The following is a 22027-nucleotide window of genomic DNA, read 5'->3' as shown; positions in this document are numbered from 1 at the left end:
ATGATCTGCTGCGACCCTAGGGCCCGCGGTCGGCTTCAGGCCCCTGCCGCGATCCTCCCGGGTGTGGGCTTCTCCAGTGGCGGAGGCGACGCCGGCCGGTCACCTCGCGCTCAGCGCCTCCAGACCGTAGGCCACCACGTCCGGCAGACTGTCAGCTGCCGCCAGCAGATGCTTAGGCGGTTTCGCGTCCTTCCGGCTGCGCTTGACGATGACTCCCAGCGTGGAGGCGACCTTGTAGTACGAATAGGCGAGGAACCAGGGCAGGTCATCCGGCCGAGCGGGCCCGCCGGATTCCAGGTACGCCGAGACCAGTTCTTCGCGGGTCGGCATCCCGGCGCCGGCCTCCCGGTCTGCCTCGGGACGCGTTCGGGCGTAGCGGTGGGCGGGGGCCGTGTGCATCAGCAGCCACGCCAGATCGAGTCGTGGATCGCCCACCGACCAGATCTCCCAGTCGATCACGGCGTTCAATACGGGACCCTCGAAGAGCATGTTGGCCTGCCGGTAGTCCCCGTGGACCAGCACCGGAGCCGCATCAGTCGGGACGGCTGCGGCCAGCCTGCGGTACAGCTCCTCATGGCCGGGGACGATCTCATCGGGCACCGTCTGCAGCAGCCTCTCCCAGCGGTCCAGTTCCCTTCGCAGGTCGAGGACCGGCTCCCCCACCCCTGCAAGGACGGGGTCCAGGCCTTGGAGGCCGGCCAGGGATGCCACTGCCGTCATGGCCCGCTCCCGGACCACCGAGGCCGGGGGAGGGTTCTCGGCCACGTCCAGCAACGGCTCATAGGACTGCCCGGGGGCGAGGTCCATGACGAACAGGGGCGGGTCGCCGTCGTCGTCCATCAGGATGCGCGGGACCGGCAGCGCGCCGGTGGCCCCGATCGCCGCCATCAGCCGGGATTGCCGCAGCACGTCCCGGTTGCGCACGGGGTCCAGCCCCGGCGGGGCGATCTTGATGACCACGGGGTACCCGTCTGCACCCCCGGCGCGGATCTCGGCCGCGTAGGTCAGGCTCGAGACCCCACCCGGCAGCCGCCGCATCCCGGCCACCTCCGGCGCTGGCCCCACACCGGCCCATGGGGCAGCATTCCGCGCAGCGGCGGCCACCCGTTCAACCACGGAGGATTCTGCGAGCACCTGAGCACGTCCAGTCACCCTGCCACTGTCCGGCACCGGACCGCGCGGGGCAAGGCCCGCCCCGGCCCGGTCATGGAGAACTCCACAGTGAGGGACCGGCCATCCCCTGGTCGCCGACCTGCCGGCCGCGGACACTGGAACCATGGACTACTCTCCCGAACGGTTCCGCAACCGCTTCTCCCTGACCGGCAAGACCGCCATCGTCACCGGAGCCTCGTCCGGCTTGGGAGTGGCCGTCGCCTTGGGGCTCGCCGCTGCGGGTGCCGATCTGGCCATCGGCGCCCGACGGGCCGAGCGGCTGGACGAGACCCGTAGGGCCGTGGAGGCCTTCGGGGCGCGCTGCGTGGCGGTGCCCACCGACGTCACCGACCGCGAGGCCTGTTTCGCCCTGGCGGATGCCGCACAGGAGGCCTTCGGCCGCGTGGACATCCTGGTCAACAACGCCGGGGCCGGGGGCGAGTACCACGAGGCGACCGAGGATCCGCCGGAGCACTGGCTCTCCATGGTGGACCTCAACCTCAACGGCTCCTATTGGATGGCCCAGGCTGCGGGACGGCATCTGGCGGACGGCGGATCGGTCATCAACTTCTCCTCGGTGATGGCGGTGACCACCGCGAGGATGCCGGCGGCCGCCTACAGCGCCTCGAAGGCCGGAGTCCTCGGCCTGACCCGGGATCTGGCGGCCCAGTGGGGAGCCCGTGGGATCCGGGTCAATGCGCTGATGCCCGGAGTCTTCCCCACGGAGGCCACGGCCCACTACAGCGAGAACTATCAGCGCAAGATCATCGATGCCCGCATCCCCCTGGGCCGCATCGGGGACCCGGAGGACATCGCCGCCACGGTGGTGTTCCTGGCCAGCGACGCCTCGTCCTATATCACCGGAACCAGCATCCCCGTGGATGGAGGCGTCTTGCTGTTGTGAACGGTCGTTATCACGGATAGTCTCCCTCTATGGGCAGGGAACAGACGATCCTCAGTGCCGCCACCGGCGCCTTCGCTGAGAAGGGTTTCCATGGCGTCAGCATGGACGAACTGGGGCGTCGCGCCGGACTGAGCGGCCCGGCGTTGTACCGATCGTTCTCCGGCAAGGACGAGATCCTCGCCACCCTGCTGAACGAGGCGCTGGACGAGCTGATGACGGCCACCATCTCGATCCATGAGGATCCGGCCCTGGACCTCGAGCGCGCCCTGCGGCACCACATCCGCTTCTCGACCACCAAGGGACACCTCGTCGGCCTGTACCAGCGGGAGGTCCGTTCGCTCTCGGATCCCTGGAAGCGCCCCTTCGACCGTCGCCAGCGCCAGTACATCGAGAAGTGGGAGTTCCTGTTCCAACGGCGCTACCCCGGACTGGGCCAGGACCGCACGGCTCAGTCCGTCCAGTCCGTGCTGGGCGCCATCTTCTCCATGACGTCCTGGCCGGGCCGCACCCTCCGCGGCGCGGCCGTGGAGGACCACCTCTTCGCCCTCCTTCAAGGCGCCCTCGCCACCCTGGAGCGACCCATCCCCTCCGTCACCACGGGCTAGGCCCGCACCGATGCATCCCGCCTCCGGGCGGGAGGAAAGCAGAGACCCGTATGAAGGCAGTCCTCATCCCTGAACTCACCGGCCCCACCGCCGCCCGCGTGGAGGAGGTTCCGGAGCCCGAAGGCGCCCACCATCGGGCTGAGGGCAGGCGGGTCCTGGTGGACGTCCACGCCGTGGGCCTGTCCTTCATCGATCCACTGCAGACACGGGGCAAGTACCAGTCGGGACTGGAAGCCCCCTATATCGCGGGAAGCGAGCTGGCCGGCGTCGTACTGGAGGCTCCGGAGGGCTCCCCACTGCGGACCGGCGACCGGGTCGCAGGAATCGTCTGGCAGGGCGCCCTGGCCGAACGGGCCCTGGCCATCGAGGACTACCTGGTCCGGATCCCCGACTCCATGGACTACGTGCAGGCGGCGGGCGTCTACATGAACTACTCCACCGGCTGGTATGCCCTCGAGAGCTCCAAGGTGCAGCCGGGTGGGACGGTGCTGGTGACCGGTGCCGCCGGCGGCGTCGGCACCGCGGTGCTGGACATCGCCCGCGCCCAGGGGATCTCCACCATCGCCCTGGTCTCCACCGACGAGAAGGAGCGGGTGGCCCGTGCCTCCGGAGCCACGCACGTCGTCCGCTCCACCGGTGCGTGGCTGGACGAGGTCAAATCCCTCACGGACGGCCGCGGCGTAGCGGGGTTCATCGACATGGTGGGTGGGGACGGCTTCCTGGACACCGTCCGCGCCCTGTCGATCGGCGGCACCGGGGTGGTGGTCGGTTTCGCCGGCGGCACCATCCCGGAGATCAAGGTGAACCGCCTGCTGCTGCGGAACCTGACCCTGACGGGGATCGCCATGGACGTCATGGAGAAGGAGCACCCCGGAACGCTGGACCGAGTGCGCCGCGGGGTCCAGGATCTGCTCGACGCCGGCCGGCTGAGTCCCGCGGTGGAGAACACCTACCCGATGGCGGACGCGGCGCGGGCCTTCGCATCGCTGGAGAACCGCACCGCGGTCGGCAAGGTCGTCGTCACCGTCAAGGAGTCCTGATGCCCACGTCGGCGACCAGCCCCGACAACGTGCCCACCTCGTACCCCGAGTACAGGGCGCCTGCCGCGGATCCCGCCCCGGTCCGCGATGCGGCCACCGTCGTCCTGCTGCGAGACGGGGTCGGAGGCCCGGAGGCCTTCACGCTGACCCGGGCCACCTCCATGGCGTTCTCCGCCGGTGCCACCGTCTTCCCGGGCGGACGGGTCGACCCGGGTGACGACCTCCCGGAGCAGTTCTGGGCCGGAACCGACCTGGAACCGTGGGTGCCGATGCTGGGCCCGGATCCTGCCCTGGCTCGGCAACTGCTGGCGGCAGCCATCCGGGAGACCTTCGAGGAGTGTGGCGTGCTGCTGGTCCGGCCCAGTTGTGGCCGCGCGCTGGCCGATCCGCGGGACTTCGAGGAGGAACGGGCCCAGCTGGAATCACGCGAACTCTCCTTCGCCGACTTCCTGGCCGCCCACCGGCTCGTCCCGGACGTCGGACTGCTGCGGCCACTCTCGCGCTGGATCACCCCGGTGGGTGAGCCGCGCCGCTACGACACCCGGTTCTTCCTGGCGGCCCTGCCAGCGGGGCAGGAACCCCGTCAGGTCAGCGGCGAGGCCAGCGCGGTCCAGTGGCTGGACGCCGCCACCGCCCTGGAGTGGTTCCGGGACGGCAGCACCTTCCTCATGCCACCGACCTGGTCCCAGTTCCACTACCTGCAGGGGTTCGGCACGGTGGCCGAGGCCCTAGACGCCTCCCCCGACTGCTCGCCGATCCAACCGGAGATCGTCCCGGACGCCCAGCCCCTGCGGGTCCGCTTCGCCCTGGAGGACGGCTACTACGCGGATTCGCCGCACCACACCACTGCGTCAGACCCCGGCTGAGACCTTCTCGGCGATTTGCGCCCGGAGCAGGTGCTTCTGGATCTTGCCGGTCGCCGTCGTGGGCAGCTCCTCGACGATCTCCAGACGCTCGGGGAGTTTCTGGTTCGCGATCCCCCGATCCTTCAGGAAGGCGACGATCGTCTCCAGGTCCGGGGCGCCGCCGTCGTCCGCCGGGACCACGAAGGCGCAGCACTTCTCGCCGAGCCGCTCGTCCGGCATGGCCACCACGGCGACGTTGGCGATCTGCGGGTTCTGCAGCAGCTCGTCCTCGACCTCGCGGGCGGAGATGTTCATGCCGCCGCGGATGATGATGTCCTTGGACCGGCCGGTGATGCGCACGAAGCCGTCCTCGTCCATGAAGCCGAGGTCGCCGGACCGCGAGTAGCCGTCCGGGGTGAACAGCTCCTCGGTAGCCTCGCGGTTGTTCCAGTAGCCGAGCATGTGGGACGGGCCCTTGTAAGCCACATCACCCACCTCGCCCCGCGGCAGCTCGGCACCGTCGGCGCCGACCACCTGGACGACGGATGGGTCGGCGGCGCGGCCGTCGCTGGTGCTGGAACGCTCCGGGGCGTCGTCGACCGAGCAGAGGGTGGTCAACAGGTTCTCCGAACGCCCGTACAGGCTGAGGATCCTGCAATTCGGGAACATCGCGGTGGCAGCCGAGACCACGGAGCCGGGGATCGGCGCACCGGCGCACACCCAGATGCGCAGGGAGGAGGCGTCGTCCCGCTCCGGATCGAAGGCCTTCATCAGCATCTGCAGGAACGGGGTGGCGGTCACGGCCGCCGTGAGCCGATGCTCCCGGACCCGTCGGACGCCGTCGGACGGCTCCCACTTCTCCATGAAATGGGACGAGGCTCCCAGGTACAGGGGGATCAACACGCTGGTCACCAGGCCGGTGCTGTGGGTGATCGGGGACGGCCCGAATTGCACATCCTCCGCGGAGTAGTCCAGGGACCGCACGATCTGCACGGCGCTGGAACGGACCGTGTTCAGCGTGTGGAAGCAGCCCTTGGGCCGGGAGGTCGTTCCCGAGGTGTAGACGATCTCGAAGGGATCATCCGGGGAGCTGTCCGGACCGGCCTCGGCCTCGAGGGCCTCGAGGTCCCCGTCAACCAACAGGGATTCGTAGGTCACCGTCCCCTCCGCCGGGGTGCCTTCCGAGCGGAGGACAACGAGCTGGCGCAACTCCGGAGCGGCCGCCTGCAGTTGGGTGAACATGTCCTCGTAGCTGAACCCGCCGAAGCTCTGGGCGAAGCAGGCCACGGTGGCACCCGAGTTCTCCAGCACGTGTTCGAGGTCGTGTGCCCGATAGATCGGCATGACGGGCACGATGACCGCCCCGATCCGACTGACGGCACCGGCGATCACCGGGAACTCCGTGATGTTCGGGACCTGGGCCAGTACCCGGTCGCCGCGCTGGACCCCCAGCCTCTTGAACCCGACGGCGAGCCTCAGGATCTGCTCCCGGAACTGCGCGAACGTCAGCGAGCTCGTGGAGTCGAAGAAGGCCACCTTGTCCGGTTGGCGTTCGGCCTGTGCGCTGGCCTGGCCGTAGAAGCTGTCCTCGAACCACACGCCTGACTCATAGAAGGCGCGGATCCGATCAGGCGTGTAGCGCTCTTCGAGGGTTGGAACATAGGCGACTGCGGACATCTGGACCTCCGGGAGACGAGACAGGCAGGGGGTGTGATGCACCTCATAGTAAGAGGTCCGAAGAATTAATGGAACCATTGTGAGAGACATTTGGTCTGATAGTTAAGCACTTGCGGGCTAGAGTGGATATCAAGCCATCCATCTCAGACAGCGACCCCTCCGTTGACGAAGGAACTCCCATGGACACCACCCGAGAGAAGGCCGTCATCCTCGACGGTGCTCGCACTCCCACCGGCAGCTTCGGCGGGGTCTTCAAGACGGTTCCGGGCTTCGAGCTCGGTGCGGCGGCCAGCCGGGAGGCGTTGATCCGAGCCGGGGTGGGCCCAGACGAGGTCGATGAAGTGGTCATGGGCTGCATCGGTCAGGTCGGTCCGGACGCCTACAACGCCCGACGCGTGGCTCTGGCAGCGGGGCTGGACGACGGCACGCCGGCCTTCACCGTCAACCGCCTGTGCGGATCCGGGCTCCAAGCCGTGTGGTCCGCCGCGCAACAGATGCATTGGGGCGGCGTGGACATCGCCCTCGCCGGCGGCAACGAGTCCATGACCCGGATGCCCTTCTACGACTTCGGCGCTCGAGACGGTTACCGGTTGGGTGACCGCAAGCTCGTGGACGGGACCGTGGCCATCCTGACCGACCCCTTCAGCGGCATCCACATGGGCGTCACGGCAGAGAACGTGGCCCGGAAGTACGGCGTGAGCCGGCAGGAGCAGGACGAGTTCGCCGCCGAATCCCAGCGGCGGGCCGCGACCCCGGAGGCCCATGCGGCCTTTGCCGAGGAGATCGTTTCCTACGAGGTCCCCGGGCGAAAGCCCTTCACCGTCACCGAGGATGAGCACCCCAAGCCCGAGACGAGCGTCGAGATCCTGCAAGGGCTCCGGCCGGCCTTCGAGAAGGACGGCACCGTCACCGCGGGAAACTCCTCCGGCATCAACGACGGCGCAGCGTCGCTCGTCCTGGCTCGCGAGTCCGTGGCCCGGGACCGCGGGGTGCAGGGCCTGGCCACGCTGGAGGCGGTGGCCACCTCCGCCATGGACCCGCAGCTGATGGGCTACGCTCCGGTCCAGGCGCTCGAGAAGCTCTTCGCGATGACCGGGACCTCACCGGCGACCGTGGACGTCATCGAACTCAACGAGGCCTTTGCCGCCCAGGCGGTGGCCGTCATCCGGGACGCCGGGTTGGACCCGGCGAAGACGAACCCCTATGGCGGGGCGATCGCCCTCGGACACCCCGTGGGTGCCACCGGGGCGATCCTCACCCTACGGGCCGCCAAGACCCTCGTCCGGGAGGACAAGGAGTTGGCCATCGTCACCATGTGCATCGGCGGCGGCCAAGCCTTGGCCGCCCTCTTGCGGAGGGCCTGAGCCCATGGTGGGGATTCCGGCGGCAAACCTTCGAAGCCTCGCTGGGCTGCCGGTGGGCGGCGGCCGCATTGCCGGAAACCGGCTGTGGCGCAGTGACAACATCACCGTCAGCCCCGATGAGCAACTGCAGGATCTCCGCGGCCAAGGGCTGCGTACCGTCATCGACCTGCGGGCCCCGGACGAGGTGCAGTTGACCGGCACCGCCGTCCTGGAGCGCATTGGAATCCGGCACGTGCACCAACCGATGACCCGCAAGTCGGCCGATCCGGCCACCCTGGCCACCACCTTCGACTCCATCACGGACTACGAGGGAGTGGGCGATTGGTACCTGCGACTGGCTCGGGCCCGCTCGGCCGTCCTGCTGGACAGCATCCGGGAGATCGCCGCCTCCGACGGCGGCGTGTTGTTCTACTGCACCGCTGGCAAGGACCGCACCGGGGTCCTGGCCGCCGTCATCCTCCTGCTCCTCGGAGCCGACGATGACGTGGTGGTCCAGGACTACGCGCGCACCGCAGATTTCGTGGACGGGGTCCACCGGCGCCACGCCGAGGCCACCGGCCGGCCGATGCCCAGCACCGAGTACCCCGACCATCCGATCCTGCATGCGCATCCCGACAGCATGGTGGCCTTCCTGCGAGGGATTCACGCCGCCGGTGGAGTCGTCCCGTTCCTGTCCTCCGCTGCGGGCACCGGGGAAGACGACGGCACAAGAGCCCAGGTCGAGAGCTTGGCCGGGCATCTCCACGAGCGACTGGTCGCGGGCGGCTGAGCTGATTCGACACCTCCGAAACTGGCAGCCGGTGGGCGGCGCCGTGATCAGGCACCGGCCACCGGCCGCCCGGCACGTCAGGCGTTCGGACGGTCCAGGTAGATCGTCTTGATCTCCTGGAACGCAGCCAGGCCCTCAGGACCCAACTCGCGGCCGAGGCCGCTGGACTTTACACCGCCGAACGGGGCGACAGGATCGTTGGCATAGCCGTTGACGCCGAAGGTACCGCTGCGGACCGTGCGGGCGAACGCCTCTCCGCGGTCCGAATCGGCAGTCCACACGGATCCGCCCAGCCCGTACTCCGAGTCGTTGGCGATCTGGGTGGCCTGCTGCTCGTCCTCGTAGCGGATGATCGAGAGCACCGGGCCGAAGATCTCCTCTTGGGCGATCCTCGCTTTCGGATCGACGTCGGCGAACACCGTGGGCTCCACGAACCAACCCTGGTCGATGCCGTGCGGCCGGCCGCCGCCCACCAGCAGACGGGCCTCCTGCTTGCCGACGGCAATGTAGCCCTCCACACGTTCACGCTGTCGCTCGGAGACCAGGGGGCCGACCTTCGTGGCCGGATCCAGGGGGTCCCCCACCGCCAGCCCGGAGTAGAGGTCCGCCAGGGTCCCGGTGATCTCGTCGTACCGTGACGAGGGCACGAGGATGCGGGTGGACGTCCAGCAGACCTGCCCGTTGTTGATCATGGTGTTGCCGAAGAAGTCCTCCAACTGGGAGTCCAGGTCCGCATCGTCCAGGATCACGGCTGCGGACTTGCCACCCAGTTCCAGGGTGACGGGGCGCAACAGCTCACCGCACGCCGCCGCGACCTTGCGGCCAGCAGCAGTGGATCCGGTGAAGGACACCTTGTCCACCCCGGGATGGGACACCAGGTAGGCACCCACCTCACGGCCACCGGGGATGATGTTCACGACGCCGGCCGGCAGCCCCGCTTCCTCGGCGGCCTCCGCGAGCATGAAGGCGTCGAGGACGGTTTCCGGGGAGGGCTTGAGCACGACGGTGCAACCGGCCGCCAGGGCGGGTGCCATGCCGAGGAAAGTGATGGCCTGCGGGACGTTCCACGGCACGATCTGACCCACCACGCCGATGGGCTTGCGGATGACCATGGTCTGCTTGCCCAGGAGGCCCGGGCGGATCTCTTCCTGCGTCTGCTTCACCAGGTCGACGAAGAACCGCACCAGCATGGGCGGAAAGCCCTGCTCCCACTGCTGGGACAGCCAGGTGGGCATGCCGTTCTGGACGGTCACCCGCCGGGCGGTCTCCGCGCCACGGGCTTCCAGGGCCTTCGCGAAGCGCTCGAGCACCTCTCCGCGTTGCGTCGGGGTGAAGTGCGCCCAGCCGCTCGGGTCGTCGAAGGCGGCGCGGGCGGCGGCGACAGCGGCGTCGATGTCTCCCTCACGGCCTTCCGGGACGCTGCCCACCAGCTCGTGGGTGGTGGCGGAGTGGACCTGGATGCGGTCTTCGGTCGTGGGCTCGGTCCATTCACCGCCCAGGAAGAGACGGTCGTAGTCGATAGTCTGCCGGGTGTCGACGGTGGTCATGGTGTTCTCCTTGGTGGGTGCTCAGTGGGGGTGACTCAGCTGTGGACGAGGACGACCTTGACGGCCTCACCTCTGGCCTGGGCGGCAACAGCCTCGTTGATCTGCTCGAACGGCACGGTGGTGATCATTCGGTCGAACGGGAACCGACCCTGTTCGTACAGGCCGATCAGTTCGGGGATGAAGGTGTCCGGGTCGCTGTCGCCCTCGACGATGCCGGTGAAGCTCAGTCCGCGAGCCTGCATCTCCAGCAGGTTGACGTTCAGCGCGGCCGCGGGGTCCGAGGGGACCCCGACCATGCCCAGATGTCCTCGCTGCCCCATAGACGCGATGATCTCGGTGACCACTGGCACGATGGCCGTGGTGTCCAGTACATAGCGCACTCCCTCCGGCAGGATCTCGCGGACCTGCTCGGACAGGGGCCGGGCCAGCGGGTCGACGGCGTGGGTCGCCCCGAGCGAGAGCGCCAACTCCCGCCGGGAAGCCATCGGCTCGGAGACGATGATGGTCTTCACCCCACGCGAAACCGCCCCGAGGACACCGGAGAGGCCGACGGGCCCGCCGCCGGTCACCAACAGGGAGGACCCCGGTTCGCAGTCCAAGGACCGGAGGACGGCTCCGGCCCCGGTCTGCACACCACAGCCCAGCGGCCCGGCCAGCTCCAGGGGGACGGACTCGGGAACCGGCACCACATTTCGCTCGTGCGCGATCGCATGCCGGGCGAAGGAGGACTGGCCGAAGAAGTTCGACCCGACCTGCTGATCACCGGCGCGCAGCGCGCTGGTGCCGTCCGAACGGGTACCGCCGAAGTTCCGCTCCATGAACTCCACGCAGTAGGCGGGCTGGTGGGCGGCACACTGCGAGCACTGGCCGCAGCTATTGAAGCTCGCGGCGATCCTGTCTCCGACAGCGACCTTGGTGACGCCCTCGCCCACGGCGACCACGGTGCCGCTGCCCTCGTGCCCGACGACGCCCGGGAAGGGGAACGGCAGGTGCCCCTCCCGCACAGCCAGGTCGGTATGGCAGAGGCCGACCCCGGCCACCTCGAAGAGGACCTCACCGGGCCCGGGATCCGAGATGGTGATCTCCTGAAGGGTGAAGTCGCTGCCCTGAACTTCGAGGACGGCTGCGGTGGTTTGCATGGTTGCTCCTTGACGGTGAGATGAGGGGGGTGGGGCAGGAGAGGTCAGCCGTTGGCTGTGGACACGCGCACGCGGGCGCCGTCCGCGTTCTCGGAGACGATGAGCTGGCACGAGAGCCGGGAGTTCGGTGCGGCGTCCTCGAGGAACTCCACGAGGTCCGTCTCCTCCGTCATGGGTTCGTCGAATGCCCCGTCCGGGGCGTGCTCCAGGAAGACGTGGCAGGTAGCGCAGGAGCAGCTGCCGCCGCACTCGGCCACGATGCCGGGGAGGTTGTTGCGCACTGAACCGTCCATCACGGACTGCCCGCAGGGGACGTCCATCTGCTGTTCGGTTCCGTCGGGGAGGACATAGGTGATGGTGGGCATGGGATTCACTTTCTGGGCATCTCGATGACTCGAGGATTGACTTCTGCAGGACGGGCGACCGCCGGTATTCGGATCAGGCGGCGGCGACCAGGCCCCTCAGGTCGGCGTCCGGGTCCCGGAGCGCCGCGGCCTCGACGGGGCACCCGGTGGACAGCATGCGCTTGGCGACCATGAAGTCCTTCGGTGCGTTGACGGCCTCCGCGGCGACCAGTCGACCATCGCGTAGGTGGTAGAGGGCGAACCCACCACGCACCGGATCCCCGCGCTGGACCGTCTCGTAGTCTCCGTGGACGATCCCGGCGATCTTGATCTTCAGGTCGAACTGGTCGGACCAGAACCACGGGACCTCATGGTCCTGGGCCGGCCGACCCAGGACGACATCGACGGCATGCCGGGCCTGGTCGACCGCGCTGGGGATGCTCTCCACCCGCATGCGACCGTCCATCATCTCCAAGCCGTCCACCGGTCGGTTGGTGACGTCACCGATCGCCAGGATCGACTCGTCGGAGGTGCGGCACCGCGCGTCGACCATGATGCCGTTGCCGCACTCCAGCCCGGCTTGCTCCGCGAGGGCCTGCCGGGGCACGGCCCCGGCTCCGACGAGGACGGTGCCGCAGGGGATGACCGTGTCATCAGCCAGGCGCACCCCGCCGACCCGGCCGGCGTCGCACACATAGCCGACGGTCTGCGCTCCGGTGAGGATCGCGGTGCCGCTCACCTGGTGGTGCTCGGACAGCAACCCTGAGAGCGCCGGGCTCGCGACCCTGGCGAGGAGGCGGTCCTCGCGTTCGATCACGGTCACGTCCACGCCGTGCGCCCTGGCCGCCGCGGCGACCTCCAGGCCGATATAGCCGCCGCCGACGATCGCCAGCGGCCGACCCGAGGTGATGGCCTCGTCCAGCCGCACGGCGTCGCCGACGTCCCGGAGGGTGTGGATACCCTCCAGTCCCTCACCCGGGAGACCGAGGCTGCGGGGTTCGGCGCCGGTGGCCAACACGAGCACGTCATAGTCGAGGACGGCTCCACCGCTCAGGGTGACCGAGCGGCCGCCCCGGTCCACGGAGGTGACGGTCTCGCTCAGGTGAAGATCGATCCCCTGCTCCTGGTAGAAGGCCGGGTCATAGAGCCACTTCGCAGGTGCACCTCGGTCCCCACCGTCCTTGGGCCCGCCGAAGGACTTGGACAGCGGCGGCCGGTGGTACGGGGCGTGGACCTCCGTGCCCACCATCGCGATCTCCCCGTCGAAGCCCTCCCGGCGCAGCAGCGCCACGAAGGTGCCTCCGGCGTGGCCGGCCCCCACCACGATGACCTTGCGCGGACTCATGACAGCTCCAGGACCAGCGGGCGGTTCTTCAGCCCGCCCACGAAGTTGGTCTGAACGACCTTGCGCTCCCCGGTCAGCTGCAGGGACGTGATGCGTGGCAGCAGCTCCTCAAGCATCACCCGCAGCTCCATCTTGGCCAGGTGCTGGCCGATGCACATGTGGGGGCCGTAACCGAACGCGATGTGCTTGTTCGGCTTGCGGTCGTAGCGGAACGCGTAGGGGTCCTCGAAGATATCCTCATCCCGGTTCGCCGACTGGTAGAGGGTGACCAGGCGATCGCCGGCCTCGATCTTCTGGCCCCGCAGCTCGTAGGGCTCCAGTGCCATCCGGGTGAACTGCTTGACGGGCGAGGCCCAGCGCAGCGACTCGTTGACCAGGTCCGGGATCCGGGAGGGATCGGCCTGTACGGCGGCCAGCTGGTCGGGGTTCTGTGCGAGCGCCTCAAGGCAGGTGGCCAGGGTGCTCGACGTCGTGTCATGGCCTGCGGTGGCGATGGCGATGAACCAACCGTAGGCGTAGCTACGGGCGAAGTACTCGCCGTCCTCCGTGCGCGCGTTCGCGATGATGGACGCGAGGTCGTCCCGCGGCTCGGCCCGGCGGTCCTCGATCAGCCGGTCGAAGTAGGCGTAGAAGTCCTGGATGGCCGCCGAGAACTGCTCCGCCGCGGCCCCTGGAGACAGTGGCTCCACGTCCTCGCGCTGCGCGTCCGGATCCGCGGTGCCGAAGAAGTCCTGGGTCAGCGCCATCATGCGGGGCTCGTCCTCCGCCGGGACGCCGAACAGGGTCATGATGACGTGCAGGGGGTAGTAGACCGTGAACTCCTTGACGAAGTCCAGCTCGTTGGTCCCGGGGTGCAACCGCGCTTCGATGGCCTCCCGGGCCAGGACGCGGATCTCGTCCTCCCACTTCTTCAGGGTGACGGGACGGAACCAGTCGGTGGCGATGTCCCGGACCATGGTGTGCTCGGGCGGGTCGAGGTAGGTGAGGGAGTCGATCACCCGCAGGCTGCCCCCGGTGAGCTGCCGGTGGAAGGCGTCGTCGGCCTGGCTGCCAAGATTGGGGTTGTGGGAGCCGATCTCCGGACCGCCGTTGGAGAAGATCTGCGGCTGCCGCTCGACCTCCATGATGTCCGCGTGTTTGGTGAGCAGCCAGAGAGGGTCATAGCCCTCGACGTGGACCTTGGCGAGCGGGGCGTTGTCACGCAACCACCGGTACGCCTCGAAGAGGGCCTCGTCATCGCGGTGGCCCTCCGGCGTGACGACCTGGCGTGCGATGTGGTCGGGGACCAACGTGTCCGGGGAATCCTGGGTGACGCTCATCGTTTCCTCCTAGGTTGGGTGCCCCCAATCTAGGTTTACTGTGATGCGGCTCACATCTCCCGAAAGGGGTATCTCTCCCCAGGAAGACCCTCTGCCTCCGCGGCGGGGTTAGCCCGCCGCAGGAAGGCGGCCGCCTGGGTGCGGTTCGAGGCGCCCAGCTTGCGCAGGATGTTCTTCACATGCGTCTTGGCGGTCCCCTCGCTGATGACGAGCCGCTGGGCAATGGCCGCATTGGACAGGCCCTCAGCCACCAACCCGAGAATCTCCAGCTCGCGCCGGGTCAGATCCGAGGGCATGCCATCTCCTCGGCCGGATCCGGCCCCGTTAGCCCACTCAGCACCGACCACCGAGCTGAGGTGACGTGGGCCCCCGAGCCGGTCCAACGCGATAGCGGCGCCGGTGGTGAACAGCCCCATCAGCTCCATGTCGAACGCATCGACAGTCCCGCTTTCCGCATTGACGTCCACGCTGACGAAGGCCCTGACCTGTCCGCCCAGTATGAGGGGCGATGCCACATAGGAATCAGATTCGGTGACCTTGATGATCTCCGGGTGGACCCGTCGACTCTTCCGGATTCCATGGCGCAAGATGGGCTGACGTTCCCGGACCATCTCGGCCTCGTACAGGTCGTGGATATCTCGCAGAGGATCCTGCTGCCCCGCTTCCAGCAGAAGAAGGCTCTCCTCTGGGCCTTGAGTCGAGTGCGCAGACCGGGCGATCCACTGCATGCTCTCCGCCGAAGAATAGAGGGAACGGACATACCCCAGGTTCACGACCTCCACGGGCACCTGGTCGATGAACTCCTGCACCGTCTCCACTGATCGCAGCCTGCCCAGCGCCGCGTTCATCCGGTGAATCACCTCATGCCGACCAGCCAGCTGGTGTATGAGCAGGCGATTCCTGACGTCGCCAATATCGGCCAGCAGAGTGAAGAGATCCATCACCCCACTGGACGGCGCCGGGCTCGACGCCCTCTTGGCCCGGTTGGCCAGGCCGCGCACCACTGCCTCCGCCCGAGCAAGCGCTGCATCCAGTTCGGGCAGGCGGTCCCCCACATCGACCCGCTGGTAGGAATGACGGCTGAGACAACCCACCAGCTCCAGGATGCGATGGGCATGCTCAGTGAGCTCCTGGGCAGATTCAGGCACTACCGCCTCCCGGCATCACCGTCTCCGGGCGAGGAGACGCACGTCAATGCACTCACATCCACATCGAGAGCACACCAGAATGGACTGACCATAGATGTCACCTCGACGGTCGTCAAGGACCGCCCGGCCCGATCAGGATCTAGACCGGCCGAGCCGGGACGGTCACCCCACGATCCGCCGGGCCTGCCGCAGGATCGGCTCGTCCACCATGCGGCCCCGGAACCGGAAGACGCCCGGCTGCACCTCCGCCTCGGCCAGCACCGCCTCGGCCCACTCGCGCTCCTCGGCGCTCGGGGCATAGGCCTGCCGGATCACCTCCGCCTGGGAGGGGTGGATGCACGCCGTGGCGGCAAACCCCGAGGCCACCGCGTCCTCAGCCTCGTCCCGCAGTCCGTCCAGGTCGACGATGTCCATGAACACCGTGTCCACCGCGACCTTCCCCGCTGCGTTCGCGGCAACGAGCACCCGAGAGCGCGCATACCGGGCCACCTCGCGATACTGCCCGGCGCGCGAGCCCTCCGCGAAACGGCTGGACTTACCCGCCATGGAGGCCACCAGGTCCTCGGCACCCCACATCAGCGCGACGACGGCCGGGTGCCGGGCGATCTCGAAGGCCCGCTCCACCCCGGCCGCGGTCTCGCACAGGGCGATGACCCTGTAGCCGGCCTGATGCAGGTGGTCCAGCTGCGCCGGGTCCTTCACCTTGGCAACCATCAGCGTCCGGTACCGGCCGCCGTCGAGCGCGGCCAGGTCCAGGCGGTGCTCCTCCGCCGCCTCACCGTCCACCGGGTTGACCCGCACGATGGTGGCCTCCGGGTCGAGCATGGAGGCGGCCACGTGCCCCCGAGCCGCCGCCTTGTCCGCGGGGGCCACGGCATCCTCCAGGTCGAGGATCACGGCGTCGGCCGCGGCGGCGGCTTTGGCGTACCGGTCGGGCCGGTCGGCGGGGCAGAACAGGATGGACGGGCCCGGAATCCGGTCGGCGGCGGTCATGCCGCACCGCCCGACGCCGGCCGTTCGGCTGCCGTTCCCCCGGCGCCTTCCGCTGCCAGCGCCTCCGGTGATACCTGCATCAGGGTGGACCGCTTCGCCGTGGCCACCACCACCCCGTCCTGGTTCCGGGCGGTGTGGTGGAACTCCACGATCCCCTGATGTGGGCGGGACTTGGAGCGTCGCTTGCCGGCGATCAGCGTCTCGGCGTACAGGGTGTCCCCGTGCCGCATCGGGGCGGGGAACGCCACCTCGCTGAATCCCAGGTTGGCCACGATGGTCCCCTGCGTCAGCTGCGCCACGGACAGTCCCACCAGCGTGGAGAGGGTGAACATGCTGTTGACCAGCGGCTCACCGAACTCGGTCCCGGCGGACCAGGCGGCGTCCAGGTGCAGGGACTGGGTGTTCATGGTCTGGGTGGTGAACAGGACGTTGTCCGCCTCCGTCACCGTACGCCCGGGGCTGTGGACGTAGACGGCCCCCTCTTGCATCTCGTCGAAGTACAGCCCCCGCTGGACGATGCGCTTCTCACTCATGCCTCTTCCTCACTCTCGTGCTCCACCGGCGTGATCACCGCGAGCGCCTGCCCCCGGGAGACGGCGTCCCCCACGGCCGCGTGCAGCGCCACGGTGCCGGCCACGGTGGACCGGATGACGTGCTCCATCTTCATGGCCTCGACCACGATCACCGGATCGCCCTCGGCCACCACGTCGCCGTCCGCCACCGGCGTCAGCAGCACGGTGCCCGGCATCGGCGAGGCCAGGGACGGGTTGGACTCGGCCTCTCCCTGGATGCTGTGGTCCGCGTGGACCCGGCGGATGTCGAAGAGGGCTCCCAGCCGGGTGAGCTGGACCCCCTCGGGCCCGACGACGGCCGTGAAGCTGCGCCCGACGCCGCCGATCGTGACGGTCACGTCCTGCCCCCGGCGCCTGACGAGCGCGGGCAGGGACCCGGCCCGGCCGGCGTCGGGCTCGGTGTTGGTCTCGGTGTTGGCCTCCGGCCCGGCGTCACCCTCGACGACCACGGCGGGGGCGTCCACGGTGCCGGAGAGCAGGACCGTCCGGCTGGTGCCGTCCGCCGCCACGAGCGGGAAGCGCCGGGCTGCCGGCGCGCCCAGCCGCCAGCCGTCACGGCGCCGCCACGGGTCGGCAGACGAGCCCCGGGCGGCGTCCATCAGCAGGGCGGCCTCGCGGAACTCCCGCTCCCCCGGCTCTGCGAAGTCGATCGAGTCGAACTCGCGGGCGATCAGGCCGGTGTCCAGGTCTCCGGCGACGACGGCCGGCAGTTCCAGCAGCGCGCGCAGGAACTCGACGTTGGTCGTGAAGCCGACCACCGCCGTGTTCTCCAGCGCCGCGACCATGCGGGCCCGGGCCTCCTCGCGGTCCCGGCCCCAGGTGATGACCTTGGCGAGCATCGGGTCGTAGTCGATGGAGACGCTCAGTCCGTCCTCCAGCGCCGTGTCCACGCGGACGCCCTCGCCCTCGGGGTGGCGCACGTGCTCCACGAGCCCGCCGGTCGGCAGGAAGCCGGCGGAGGGATCCTCGGCGTAGATGCGCGTCTCGATCGAGTGGCCGTCCAGGACGATGTCCTCCTGGTCCAGCTCCAGCACCTTGCCGGCGGCGATCCGCAGCTGCTGCTCCACGAGGTCCACGCCCGTGATCTCCTCCGTCACCGGGTGCTCGACCTGCAGGCGGGTGTTCATCTCCATGAAGAAGAACTCGTCCGGGGAGTCGGCAGGCACGATGAACTCCACCGTGCCGGCGCCCCGGTAGCCCACGGACCGCGCGGTCTCGCAGGCGGCCTCACCGATCCGGGCGCGGGTGGCCTCATCCAGCAGGGGCGAGGGCGCCTCCTCGATCACCTTCTGGTGGCGGCGCTGCAGCGAGCACTCCCGCTCCCCGAGGTGGATGACATGGCCATGGGCGTCGGCGAGGACCTGGACCTCGATGTGCCGCGGGGTCGTGACGTACCGCTCCAGGAACAGGGTGTCGTCCCCGAAGCTCGCGGCGGCCTCGCGCCGGGCGGCCTTGAGGGAGGTGGCGAGCTGGTCCTCGGACTCCACCACGTGCATGCCCTTGCCGCCGCCCCCTGCCGAGGGCTTGATGAGCAGCGGGTAGCCGATCCCGGGGGCCGCCGCGGCGAGGGCGTCGTTGTCCATCCCCGGCTTCGCGATGCCCGGGACGGTCGGCACGCCGCGCGCCTCGACGGCGTTCTTGGCGGTGATCTTGTCACCCATCACCCGGATGGACTCCGCCTCGGGGCCGATGAACACGATCCCAGCGTCCGCGCAGGCCTGGGCGAAGGCGGCGTTCTCGGCCAGGAAGCCATAGCCGGGGTGGATGGCCTCGGCACCGGTCGTGCGGGCGGCGTCCAGGACGGCGTCGATGTCCAGGTAGGACTGGGCCGCAGCGGCCGGGCCCAGCCGCACGGCCGCGTCCGCCAACCGCACGTGGCGGGCGCCGGCGTCGGCATCGGAATACACCGCCACGGAGCGGATGCCCATCGAGCGCAGGGTGCGGATCACCCGGCAGGCGATCTCGCCGCGGTTGGCGATGAGGACGGTCTTGAACATGGTCTGGGGGCCTGTCTCGGTCACTGCTGCTGACATGGGGCTCACATCCTGAAGACGCCGAATGACGACGTCTGGCTCGTCTGGCCGGCGGGGGTATGGGCGGTGCGGTCCGAGGGCTGCCGCATCACGACGTCCAGGGCCAGGCCGAGGACGTCGCGGGTCTGGGCGGGCTCGATGATGCCGTCGTCCCACAGCCGGGCCGTGGAGTAGTAGGGGCTGCCCTGGTGCTCGTACTGCTCCCGGGTGGGCGCCTCGAACGCGGCCTGGTCCTCGTCACTCCAGGTGCCGCCGTCGGCCTCGATCTGGTCCCGGCGCACGGTGGACAGCACGGAGGCGGCCTGCGGTCCGCCCATCACGGAGACCCGGGCGTTCGGCCACAGCCAGAGGAAGCGGGGCGAGTACGCGCGGCCGCACATCGAGTAGGTGCCGGCCCCGAAGGAGCCCCCGACGACGACGGTCAGCTTGGGCACGGAGGCGGTGGCGACTGCGTTGACCATCTTGGCGCCGTGCTTGGCGATGCCGCCGGACTCGTACTCGCGGCCCACCATGAAGCCGGTGATGTTCTGCAGGAACAGCAGCGGGATGCCCCGCTGCTCACACAGCTCGATGAAGTGGGCGCCTTTCAAAGCGGACTCGGCGAAGAGCACCCCGTTGTTGGCGAGGATCCCCACCCGGTGGCCGTGGATCCGGGCGAAGCCGGTCACCAGGGTGGTGCCGTACTCGGCCTTGAACTCGTGGAAGCTGCCGGAGTCGATGGTGCGGGCGATGATCTCCCGGGCGTCATAGGGGGTGGTCAAAGACACCGGGACCACGTCCGCCAGCGTTTCCGGGGAATGCTCGGGCTCCGCCACGGCGGCCGGGACGTAGGGCAGCTCCGGGGTGTCCGGGAGGGTGGCCACGATGTCCCGCACGATCTGCAGGGCGTGCTCGTCGTTCTCCGCGAGGTGGTCCGTGACTCCGGAGACCTTCGAGTGCACCTCACCACCACCCAGGTCCTCCGCCGTGACGATCTCGCCGGTGGCCGCCTTCACGAGGGGCGGGCCGCCGAGGAAGATGGTGCCCTGGTTCCGCACGATCACGGTCTCATCGCTCATGGCGGGCACGTAGGCGCCGCCTGCGGTGGAGGAGCCCATGACGGCGGCGATCTGGGGGATGCCGTCTCGGGACATCCGCGCCTGGTTGTAGAAGATGCGGCCGAAGTGGTCCCGGTCGGGGAAGACCTCGTCCTGCATCGGCAGGAATGCACCCCCGGAGTCCACCAGGTAGAGACAGGGCAACCGGTTCTCGGCGGCGATCTCCTGGGCGCGCAGGTGCTTCTTCACCGTGATGGGGTAGTAGGTACCGCCCTTCACCGTGGCATCGTTGGCCACGATCATCACCTGGCGGCCCTCCACCAGGCCGATGCCGGCCACCACGCCCGCCGCGGGGGCGGCTCCGTCGTAGAGGTCATAGCCGGCCAAAGGCGCCACCTCGAGGAAGGGACTGCCCTCGTCCAGCAGGGCGTCCACGCGGTCCCGGGCCAGCATCTTGCCGCGTTCCGTGTGCTTGAGGCGGGACCGCTCCGGCCCGCCGAGGGCCGCCATGGCGCGCCGTTCGCGCAGCTCGGCGATCAGCTCTGGGTAGGTTGTCGACATCGGGGGCGCCGTCCTTTGGGTAATCAGTCGGTAACTGAAATCAGGTTAGCGGTCAGTAACCGAAGTTGTCTATGATGGATGCACCCGGATCCGCAGGAGGACCAGATGACCGCAACCTGGCGGGCCACGCAGAAGGCCCATCGCCGTGCCGCGCTGATGGAGTCCGCCGCCCGGCTGTTCGCCGAGCGCGGCTTCGCCGCCGTGTCCACCGCCGAGCTCGGCGAGGCCGTGGGGATGAGCGGCCCCGCCCTCTACAAGCACTTCCCGTCCAAGGACGCCCTGCTCGCCGAGATCCTCGTGGACGCCTCCGAGCGGCTGCTGGACGGGTGCCGGACCATCCTGGCGGAGGACTCGCCGGAGGAGGCACGCGGTGGCGCCGCGGACACCCTGATGCGCCTGATCCGGTTCCACCTGGAGTTCGCCACCACCGATCCGGACGTCATCCGCATCCAGGACCGCGAACTGCCCTCCCTGGCCCCGGAGGACAACCAGGAGGTGCGCCGACTGCAGCGCGAGTACGTCCAGCTCTGGGACGGTGTGCTGGCCCGCCTGGACCCGGCCATGCGCGACGGCGAGCGCCAGGTCCGCTTGCTCGGCACCTTCGGTCTGCTCAACTCCACCCCGCACAGCGCCCCGGACTCCCCTGGGGATCCGGCCGGCGTCGTCCTGGCCGGGATGGCCTACCGGTCCCTCGCCGGCGACACCTCCCCCGCCGTCGCCGCCGAGGCCGGGAGCGCGGCATGACGGCTCCGGGCACGCTCCAGCCGATACCCCAGGCCGCGACCGTCCTGCTGCTTCGCCCGGGAACGGCATCTGCTGCCGGAACCCCCGAGGTCTTCACGATCACTCGCTCCACGAAGCTCGCCTTCAGCGCGGGCGTCTCGGCCTTCCCGGGCGGTCGCATCGATCCGGCCGACGAACTGCCCGCCTCCCTCTGGGAGGGCACCGACCTGGACGCCTGGGGAGAGTCGCTCGGACTGGAGCCCGCTGCCGCGGGGAAGATGCTGGCCGGGGCCGTGCGGGAGACTTTCGAGGAGACCGGCATCCTGATGGCGCGGCACCGGGACGGGACCCCGGTAGACCCCGCCTCGGTGAACGCCTGGCCGGAGGACACCCGGATCCGCATCGAGCGCCACGAACTGGACTTCGGCGGCCTGCTGACGGAGCAGGAGCTATTGCCAGACGTGACCGGCATGGCGCCCCTCGCCCGCTGGATCACCCCGAAGGGCGCCTCCCGGCGGTACGACACGTACTTCTTCGCCGCGATCCTGCCGGAGGGCCAGGTCCCGGGGACGCTCTCCTTCGAGGGCACGGCCAGCCGATGGACCACGGCGGGCGGCGCCCTGCAGGACTTCCGCGCCGGACATCATCAGCTCATGCCGCCCACGTGGTCCATGTTCCGCGCCCTGGCCGCAGCGAGGTCCGCGGAGGAGGCCGCGTCCACCCCGGGCGATATGACCGCGGTACAGCCGACCGTTGGCCCAGCGCCGACCAGGAGCGTCACCGGTTTTTCCGGCGCCGACTCCTTCGCTGACGATCTCGCGGCGTATCACTCGGCCATCCTTCAGGACTGAGAGTCAGTTTTCTCGCTCTCTGACGCAGTTGGCATCCTGGACGACACTCTCCGGGGAGA

20 protein-coding genes are annotated in these 22027 nt (G+C 69.3%); 8 read left to right on the top strand and 12 right to left on the bottom strand.

Annotated features, from left to right (window positions below; translation table 11 throughout):
- Positions 1-99 precede the first annotated feature (99 nt).
- Entirely contained in the window at positions 100-1134 is a 1035-nt protein-coding gene (locus IEX49_RS06050; RefSeq protein WP_188805226.1) for a phosphotransferase family protein, read from the bottom strand.
- Positions 1135-1276: 142 nt separating this feature from the next.
- Here IEX49_RS06050 and IEX49_RS06045 point away from each other — a divergent pair, with 142 nt between their 5' ends.
- The 4 genes from IEX49_RS06045 to IEX49_RS06030 are packed head-to-tail and all read left to right on the top strand — an operon-like array spanning position 1277 to position 4567.
- Positions 1277-2056 carry an SDR family NAD(P)-dependent oxidoreductase gene (locus tag IEX49_RS06045; RefSeq protein WP_188805225.1) on the top strand — a complete coding sequence of 260 codons (780 nt, stop codon included), beginning with the start codon at positions 1277-1279 and terminating at the stop codon, positions 2054-2056.
- A 29-nt stretch (positions 2057-2085) separates the two neighbouring features.
- Positions 2086-2661 carry a TetR/AcrR family transcriptional regulator gene (locus tag IEX49_RS06040; protein ID WP_188805223.1) on the top strand — a complete coding sequence of 192 codons (576 nt, stop codon included), beginning with the start codon at positions 2086-2088 and terminating at the stop codon, positions 2659-2661.
- Positions 2662-2711: 50 nt separating this feature from the next.
- On the top strand, positions 2712-3701 hold the full coding sequence (locus IEX49_RS06035) for an NADPH:quinone oxidoreductase family protein (protein WP_188805221.1): 990 nt from the start codon (positions 2712-2714) through the stop codon (positions 3699-3701).
- Positions 3701-4567: an NUDIX hydrolase gene (locus IEX49_RS06030; protein ID WP_229672314.1), complete on the top strand. Its 867-nt coding sequence runs from the start codon at positions 3701-3703 to the stop codon at positions 4565-4567. The genes IEX49_RS06035 and IEX49_RS06030 overlap by 1 nt, the downstream gene beginning before the upstream one ends.
- Here IEX49_RS06030 and IEX49_RS06025 read toward each other — a convergent pair.
- On the bottom strand, positions 4553-6223 hold the full coding sequence (locus IEX49_RS06025; protein WP_188805219.1) for an AMP-binding protein: 1671 nt from the start codon (positions 6221-6223) through the stop codon (positions 4553-4555). The genes IEX49_RS06030 and IEX49_RS06025 overlap by 15 nt on opposite strands.
- Positions 6224-6402: 179 nt before the next feature.
- On the opposite strand from IEX49_RS06025, the gene IEX49_RS06020 reads away from it, so the two are divergent.
- Together IEX49_RS06020 and IEX49_RS06015 are read left to right on the top strand one after the other, a co-directional pair.
- Entirely contained in the window at positions 6403-7587 is a 1185-nt protein-coding gene (locus tag IEX49_RS06020) for a thiolase family protein (protein WP_188805217.1), read from the top strand.
- 4 nt (positions 7588-7591) lie between these two features.
- Positions 7592-8356 (top strand): tyrosine-protein phosphatase, encoded by a 765-nt coding sequence (locus tag IEX49_RS06015; RefSeq protein ID WP_188805216.1) that lies wholly within the window; start codon positions 7592-7594, stop codon positions 8354-8356.
- A 77-nt stretch (positions 8357-8433) separates the two neighbouring features.
- On the opposite strand, the gene IEX49_RS06010 is transcribed toward IEX49_RS06015, so the two are convergent.
- The 10 genes from IEX49_RS06010 to IEX49_RS05965 form a co-directional block, all read right to left on the bottom strand.
- Positions 8434-9903, bottom strand: a complete 1470-nt coding sequence (locus tag IEX49_RS06010; RefSeq protein ID WP_188805214.1) for an aldehyde dehydrogenase — start codon at positions 9901-9903, stop codon at positions 8434-8436.
- A 35-nt stretch (positions 9904-9938) separates the two neighbouring features.
- Positions 9939-11042, bottom strand: a complete 1104-nt coding sequence (locus IEX49_RS06005; protein WP_188805212.1) for an NAD(P)-dependent alcohol dehydrogenase — start codon at positions 11040-11042, stop codon at positions 9939-9941.
- A 44-nt stretch (positions 11043-11086) separates the two neighbouring features.
- On the bottom strand, positions 11087-11407 hold the full coding sequence (locus IEX49_RS06000) for a 2Fe-2S iron-sulfur cluster-binding protein (RefSeq protein ID WP_159548366.1): 321 nt from the start codon (positions 11405-11407) through the stop codon (positions 11087-11089).
- A 73-nt stretch (positions 11408-11480) separates the two neighbouring features.
- Positions 11481-12731 carry an NAD(P)/FAD-dependent oxidoreductase gene (locus IEX49_RS05995; protein WP_188805210.1) on the bottom strand — a complete coding sequence of 417 codons (1251 nt, stop codon included), beginning with the start codon at positions 12729-12731 and terminating at the stop codon, positions 11481-11483.
- Positions 12728-14050, bottom strand: a complete 1323-nt coding sequence (locus IEX49_RS05990) for a cytochrome P450 (RefSeq protein WP_188805209.1) — start codon at positions 14048-14050, stop codon at positions 12728-12730. The genes IEX49_RS05995 and IEX49_RS05990 overlap by 4 nt, the downstream gene beginning before the upstream one ends.
- Positions 14051-14100: 50 nt before the next feature.
- Positions 14101-15198 (bottom strand): helix-turn-helix transcriptional regulator, encoded by a 1098-nt coding sequence (locus IEX49_RS17055; protein ID WP_188805207.1) that lies wholly within the window; start codon positions 15196-15198, stop codon positions 14101-14103.
- A gap of 162 nt (positions 15199-15360) precedes the next feature.
- The gene (locus tag IEX49_RS05980; RefSeq protein WP_188805205.1) at positions 15361-16191 is read right to left on the bottom strand and encodes an HpcH/HpaI aldolase/citrate lyase family protein; all 831 of its coding nucleotides are present in this window, start codon (positions 16189-16191) and stop codon (positions 15361-15363) included.
- A complete protein-coding gene (locus tag IEX49_RS05975) occupies positions 16188-16724 on the bottom strand; it encodes a MaoC family dehydratase (protein ID WP_188805203.1) in 537 nt (178 codons plus the stop codon). The genes IEX49_RS05980 and IEX49_RS05975 overlap by 4 nt, the downstream gene beginning before the upstream one ends.
- Positions 16721-18796, bottom strand: a complete 2076-nt coding sequence (locus tag IEX49_RS05970) for an acetyl-CoA carboxylase biotin carboxylase subunit (RefSeq protein ID WP_229672312.1) — start codon at positions 18794-18796, stop codon at positions 16721-16723. Before IEX49_RS05970 ends, IEX49_RS05975 begins: the two co-directional genes overlap by 4 nt.
- Before the next feature lie 5 nt (positions 18797-18801).
- Positions 18802-20394 (bottom strand): carboxyl transferase domain-containing protein, encoded by a 1593-nt coding sequence (locus tag IEX49_RS05965; RefSeq protein ID WP_308421919.1) that lies wholly within the window; start codon positions 20392-20394, stop codon positions 18802-18804.
- Positions 20395-20499: 105 nt separating this feature from the next.
- Here IEX49_RS05965 and IEX49_RS05960 point away from each other — a divergent pair, with 105 nt between their 5' ends.
- Together IEX49_RS05960 and IEX49_RS05955 are read left to right on the top strand one after the other, a co-directional pair.
- Entirely contained in the window at positions 20500-21138 is a 639-nt protein-coding gene (locus IEX49_RS05960) for a TetR/AcrR family transcriptional regulator (protein WP_188805202.1), read from the top strand.
- Positions 21135-21968: an NUDIX hydrolase gene (locus tag IEX49_RS05955; protein ID WP_188805200.1), complete on the top strand. Its 834-nt coding sequence runs from the start codon at positions 21135-21137 to the stop codon at positions 21966-21968. Before IEX49_RS05960 ends, IEX49_RS05955 begins: the two co-directional genes overlap by 4 nt.
- Positions 21969-22027: the final 59 nt, after the last annotated feature.

The sequence above is a fragment of the Citricoccus zhacaiensis genome (assembly GCF_014645315.1).
GTDB lineage: Bacteria > Actinomycetota > Actinomycetes > Actinomycetales > Micrococcaceae > Citricoccus > Citricoccus zhacaiensis.
The sequence above is the reverse complement of the archived record's forward strand: the minus strand, read 5'-3'. Positions and strand labels throughout refer to the sequence as shown.

What these genes read in the sequence shown, in the direction of transcription:
- IEX49_RS06045 (WP_188805225.1), top strand. Translation starts at nt 1,277, where the DNA reads ATGGACTACTCTCCCGAACGGTTCCGCAACCGCTTCTCCCTGACCGGC.
- IEX49_RS06040 (WP_188805223.1), top strand. Translation starts at nt 2,086, where the DNA reads ATGGGCAGGGAACAGACGATCCTCAGTGCCGCCACCGGCGCCTTCGCT.
- IEX49_RS06035 (WP_188805221.1), top strand. Translation starts at nt 2,712, where the DNA reads ATGAAGGCAGTCCTCATCCCTGAACTCACCGGCCCCACCGCCGCCCGC.
- IEX49_RS06030 (WP_229672314.1), top strand. Translation starts at nt 3,701, where the DNA reads ATGCCCACGTCGGCGACCAGCCCCGACAACGTGCCCACCTCGTACCCC.
- IEX49_RS06025 (WP_188805219.1), bottom strand. Translation starts at nt 6,223, where the DNA reads ATGTCCGCAGTCGCCTATGTTCCAACCCTCGAAGAGCGCTACACGCCT.
- IEX49_RS06020 (WP_188805217.1), top strand. Translation starts at nt 6,403, where the DNA reads ATGGACACCACCCGAGAGAAGGCCGTCATCCTCGACGGTGCTCGCACT.
- IEX49_RS06015 (WP_188805216.1), top strand. Translation starts at nt 7,592, where the DNA reads ATGGTGGGGATTCCGGCGGCAAACCTTCGAAGCCTCGCTGGGCTGCCG.
- IEX49_RS06010 (WP_188805214.1), bottom strand. Translation starts at nt 9,903, where the DNA reads ATGACCACCGTCGACACCCGGCAGACTATCGACTACGACCGTCTCTTC.
- IEX49_RS06005 (WP_188805212.1), bottom strand. Translation starts at nt 11,042, where the DNA reads ATGCAAACCACCGCAGCCGTCCTCGAAGTTCAGGGCAGCGACTTCACC.
- IEX49_RS06000 (WP_159548366.1), bottom strand. Translation starts at nt 11,407, where the DNA reads ATGCCCACCATCACCTATGTCCTCCCCGACGGAACCGAACAGCAGATG.
- IEX49_RS05995 (WP_188805210.1), bottom strand. Translation starts at nt 12,731, where the DNA reads ATGAGTCCGCGCAAGGTCATCGTGGTGGGGGCCGGCCACGCCGGAGGC.
- IEX49_RS05990 (WP_188805209.1), bottom strand. Translation starts at nt 14,050, where the DNA reads ATGAGCGTCACCCAGGATTCCCCGGACACGTTGGTCCCCGACCACATC.
- IEX49_RS05980 (WP_188805205.1), bottom strand. Translation starts at nt 16,191, where the DNA reads ATGACCGCCGCCGACCGGATTCCGGGCCCGTCCATCCTGTTCTGCCCC.
- IEX49_RS05975 (WP_188805203.1), bottom strand. Translation starts at nt 16,724, where the DNA reads ATGAGTGAGAAGCGCATCGTCCAGCGGGGGCTGTACTTCGACGAGATG.
- IEX49_RS05970 (WP_229672312.1), bottom strand. Translation starts at nt 18,796, where the DNA reads ATGTCAGCAGCAGTGACCGAGACAGGCCCCCAGACCATGTTCAAGACC.
- IEX49_RS05965 (WP_308421919.1), bottom strand. Translation starts at nt 20,394, where the DNA reads ATGTCGACAACCTACCCAGAGCTGATCGCCGAGCTGCGCGAACGGCGC.
- IEX49_RS05960 (WP_188805202.1), top strand. Translation starts at nt 20,500, where the DNA reads ATGACCGCAACCTGGCGGGCCACGCAGAAGGCCCATCGCCGTGCCGCG.
- IEX49_RS05955 (WP_188805200.1), top strand. Translation starts at nt 21,135, where the DNA reads ATGACGGCTCCGGGCACGCTCCAGCCGATACCCCAGGCCGCGACCGTC.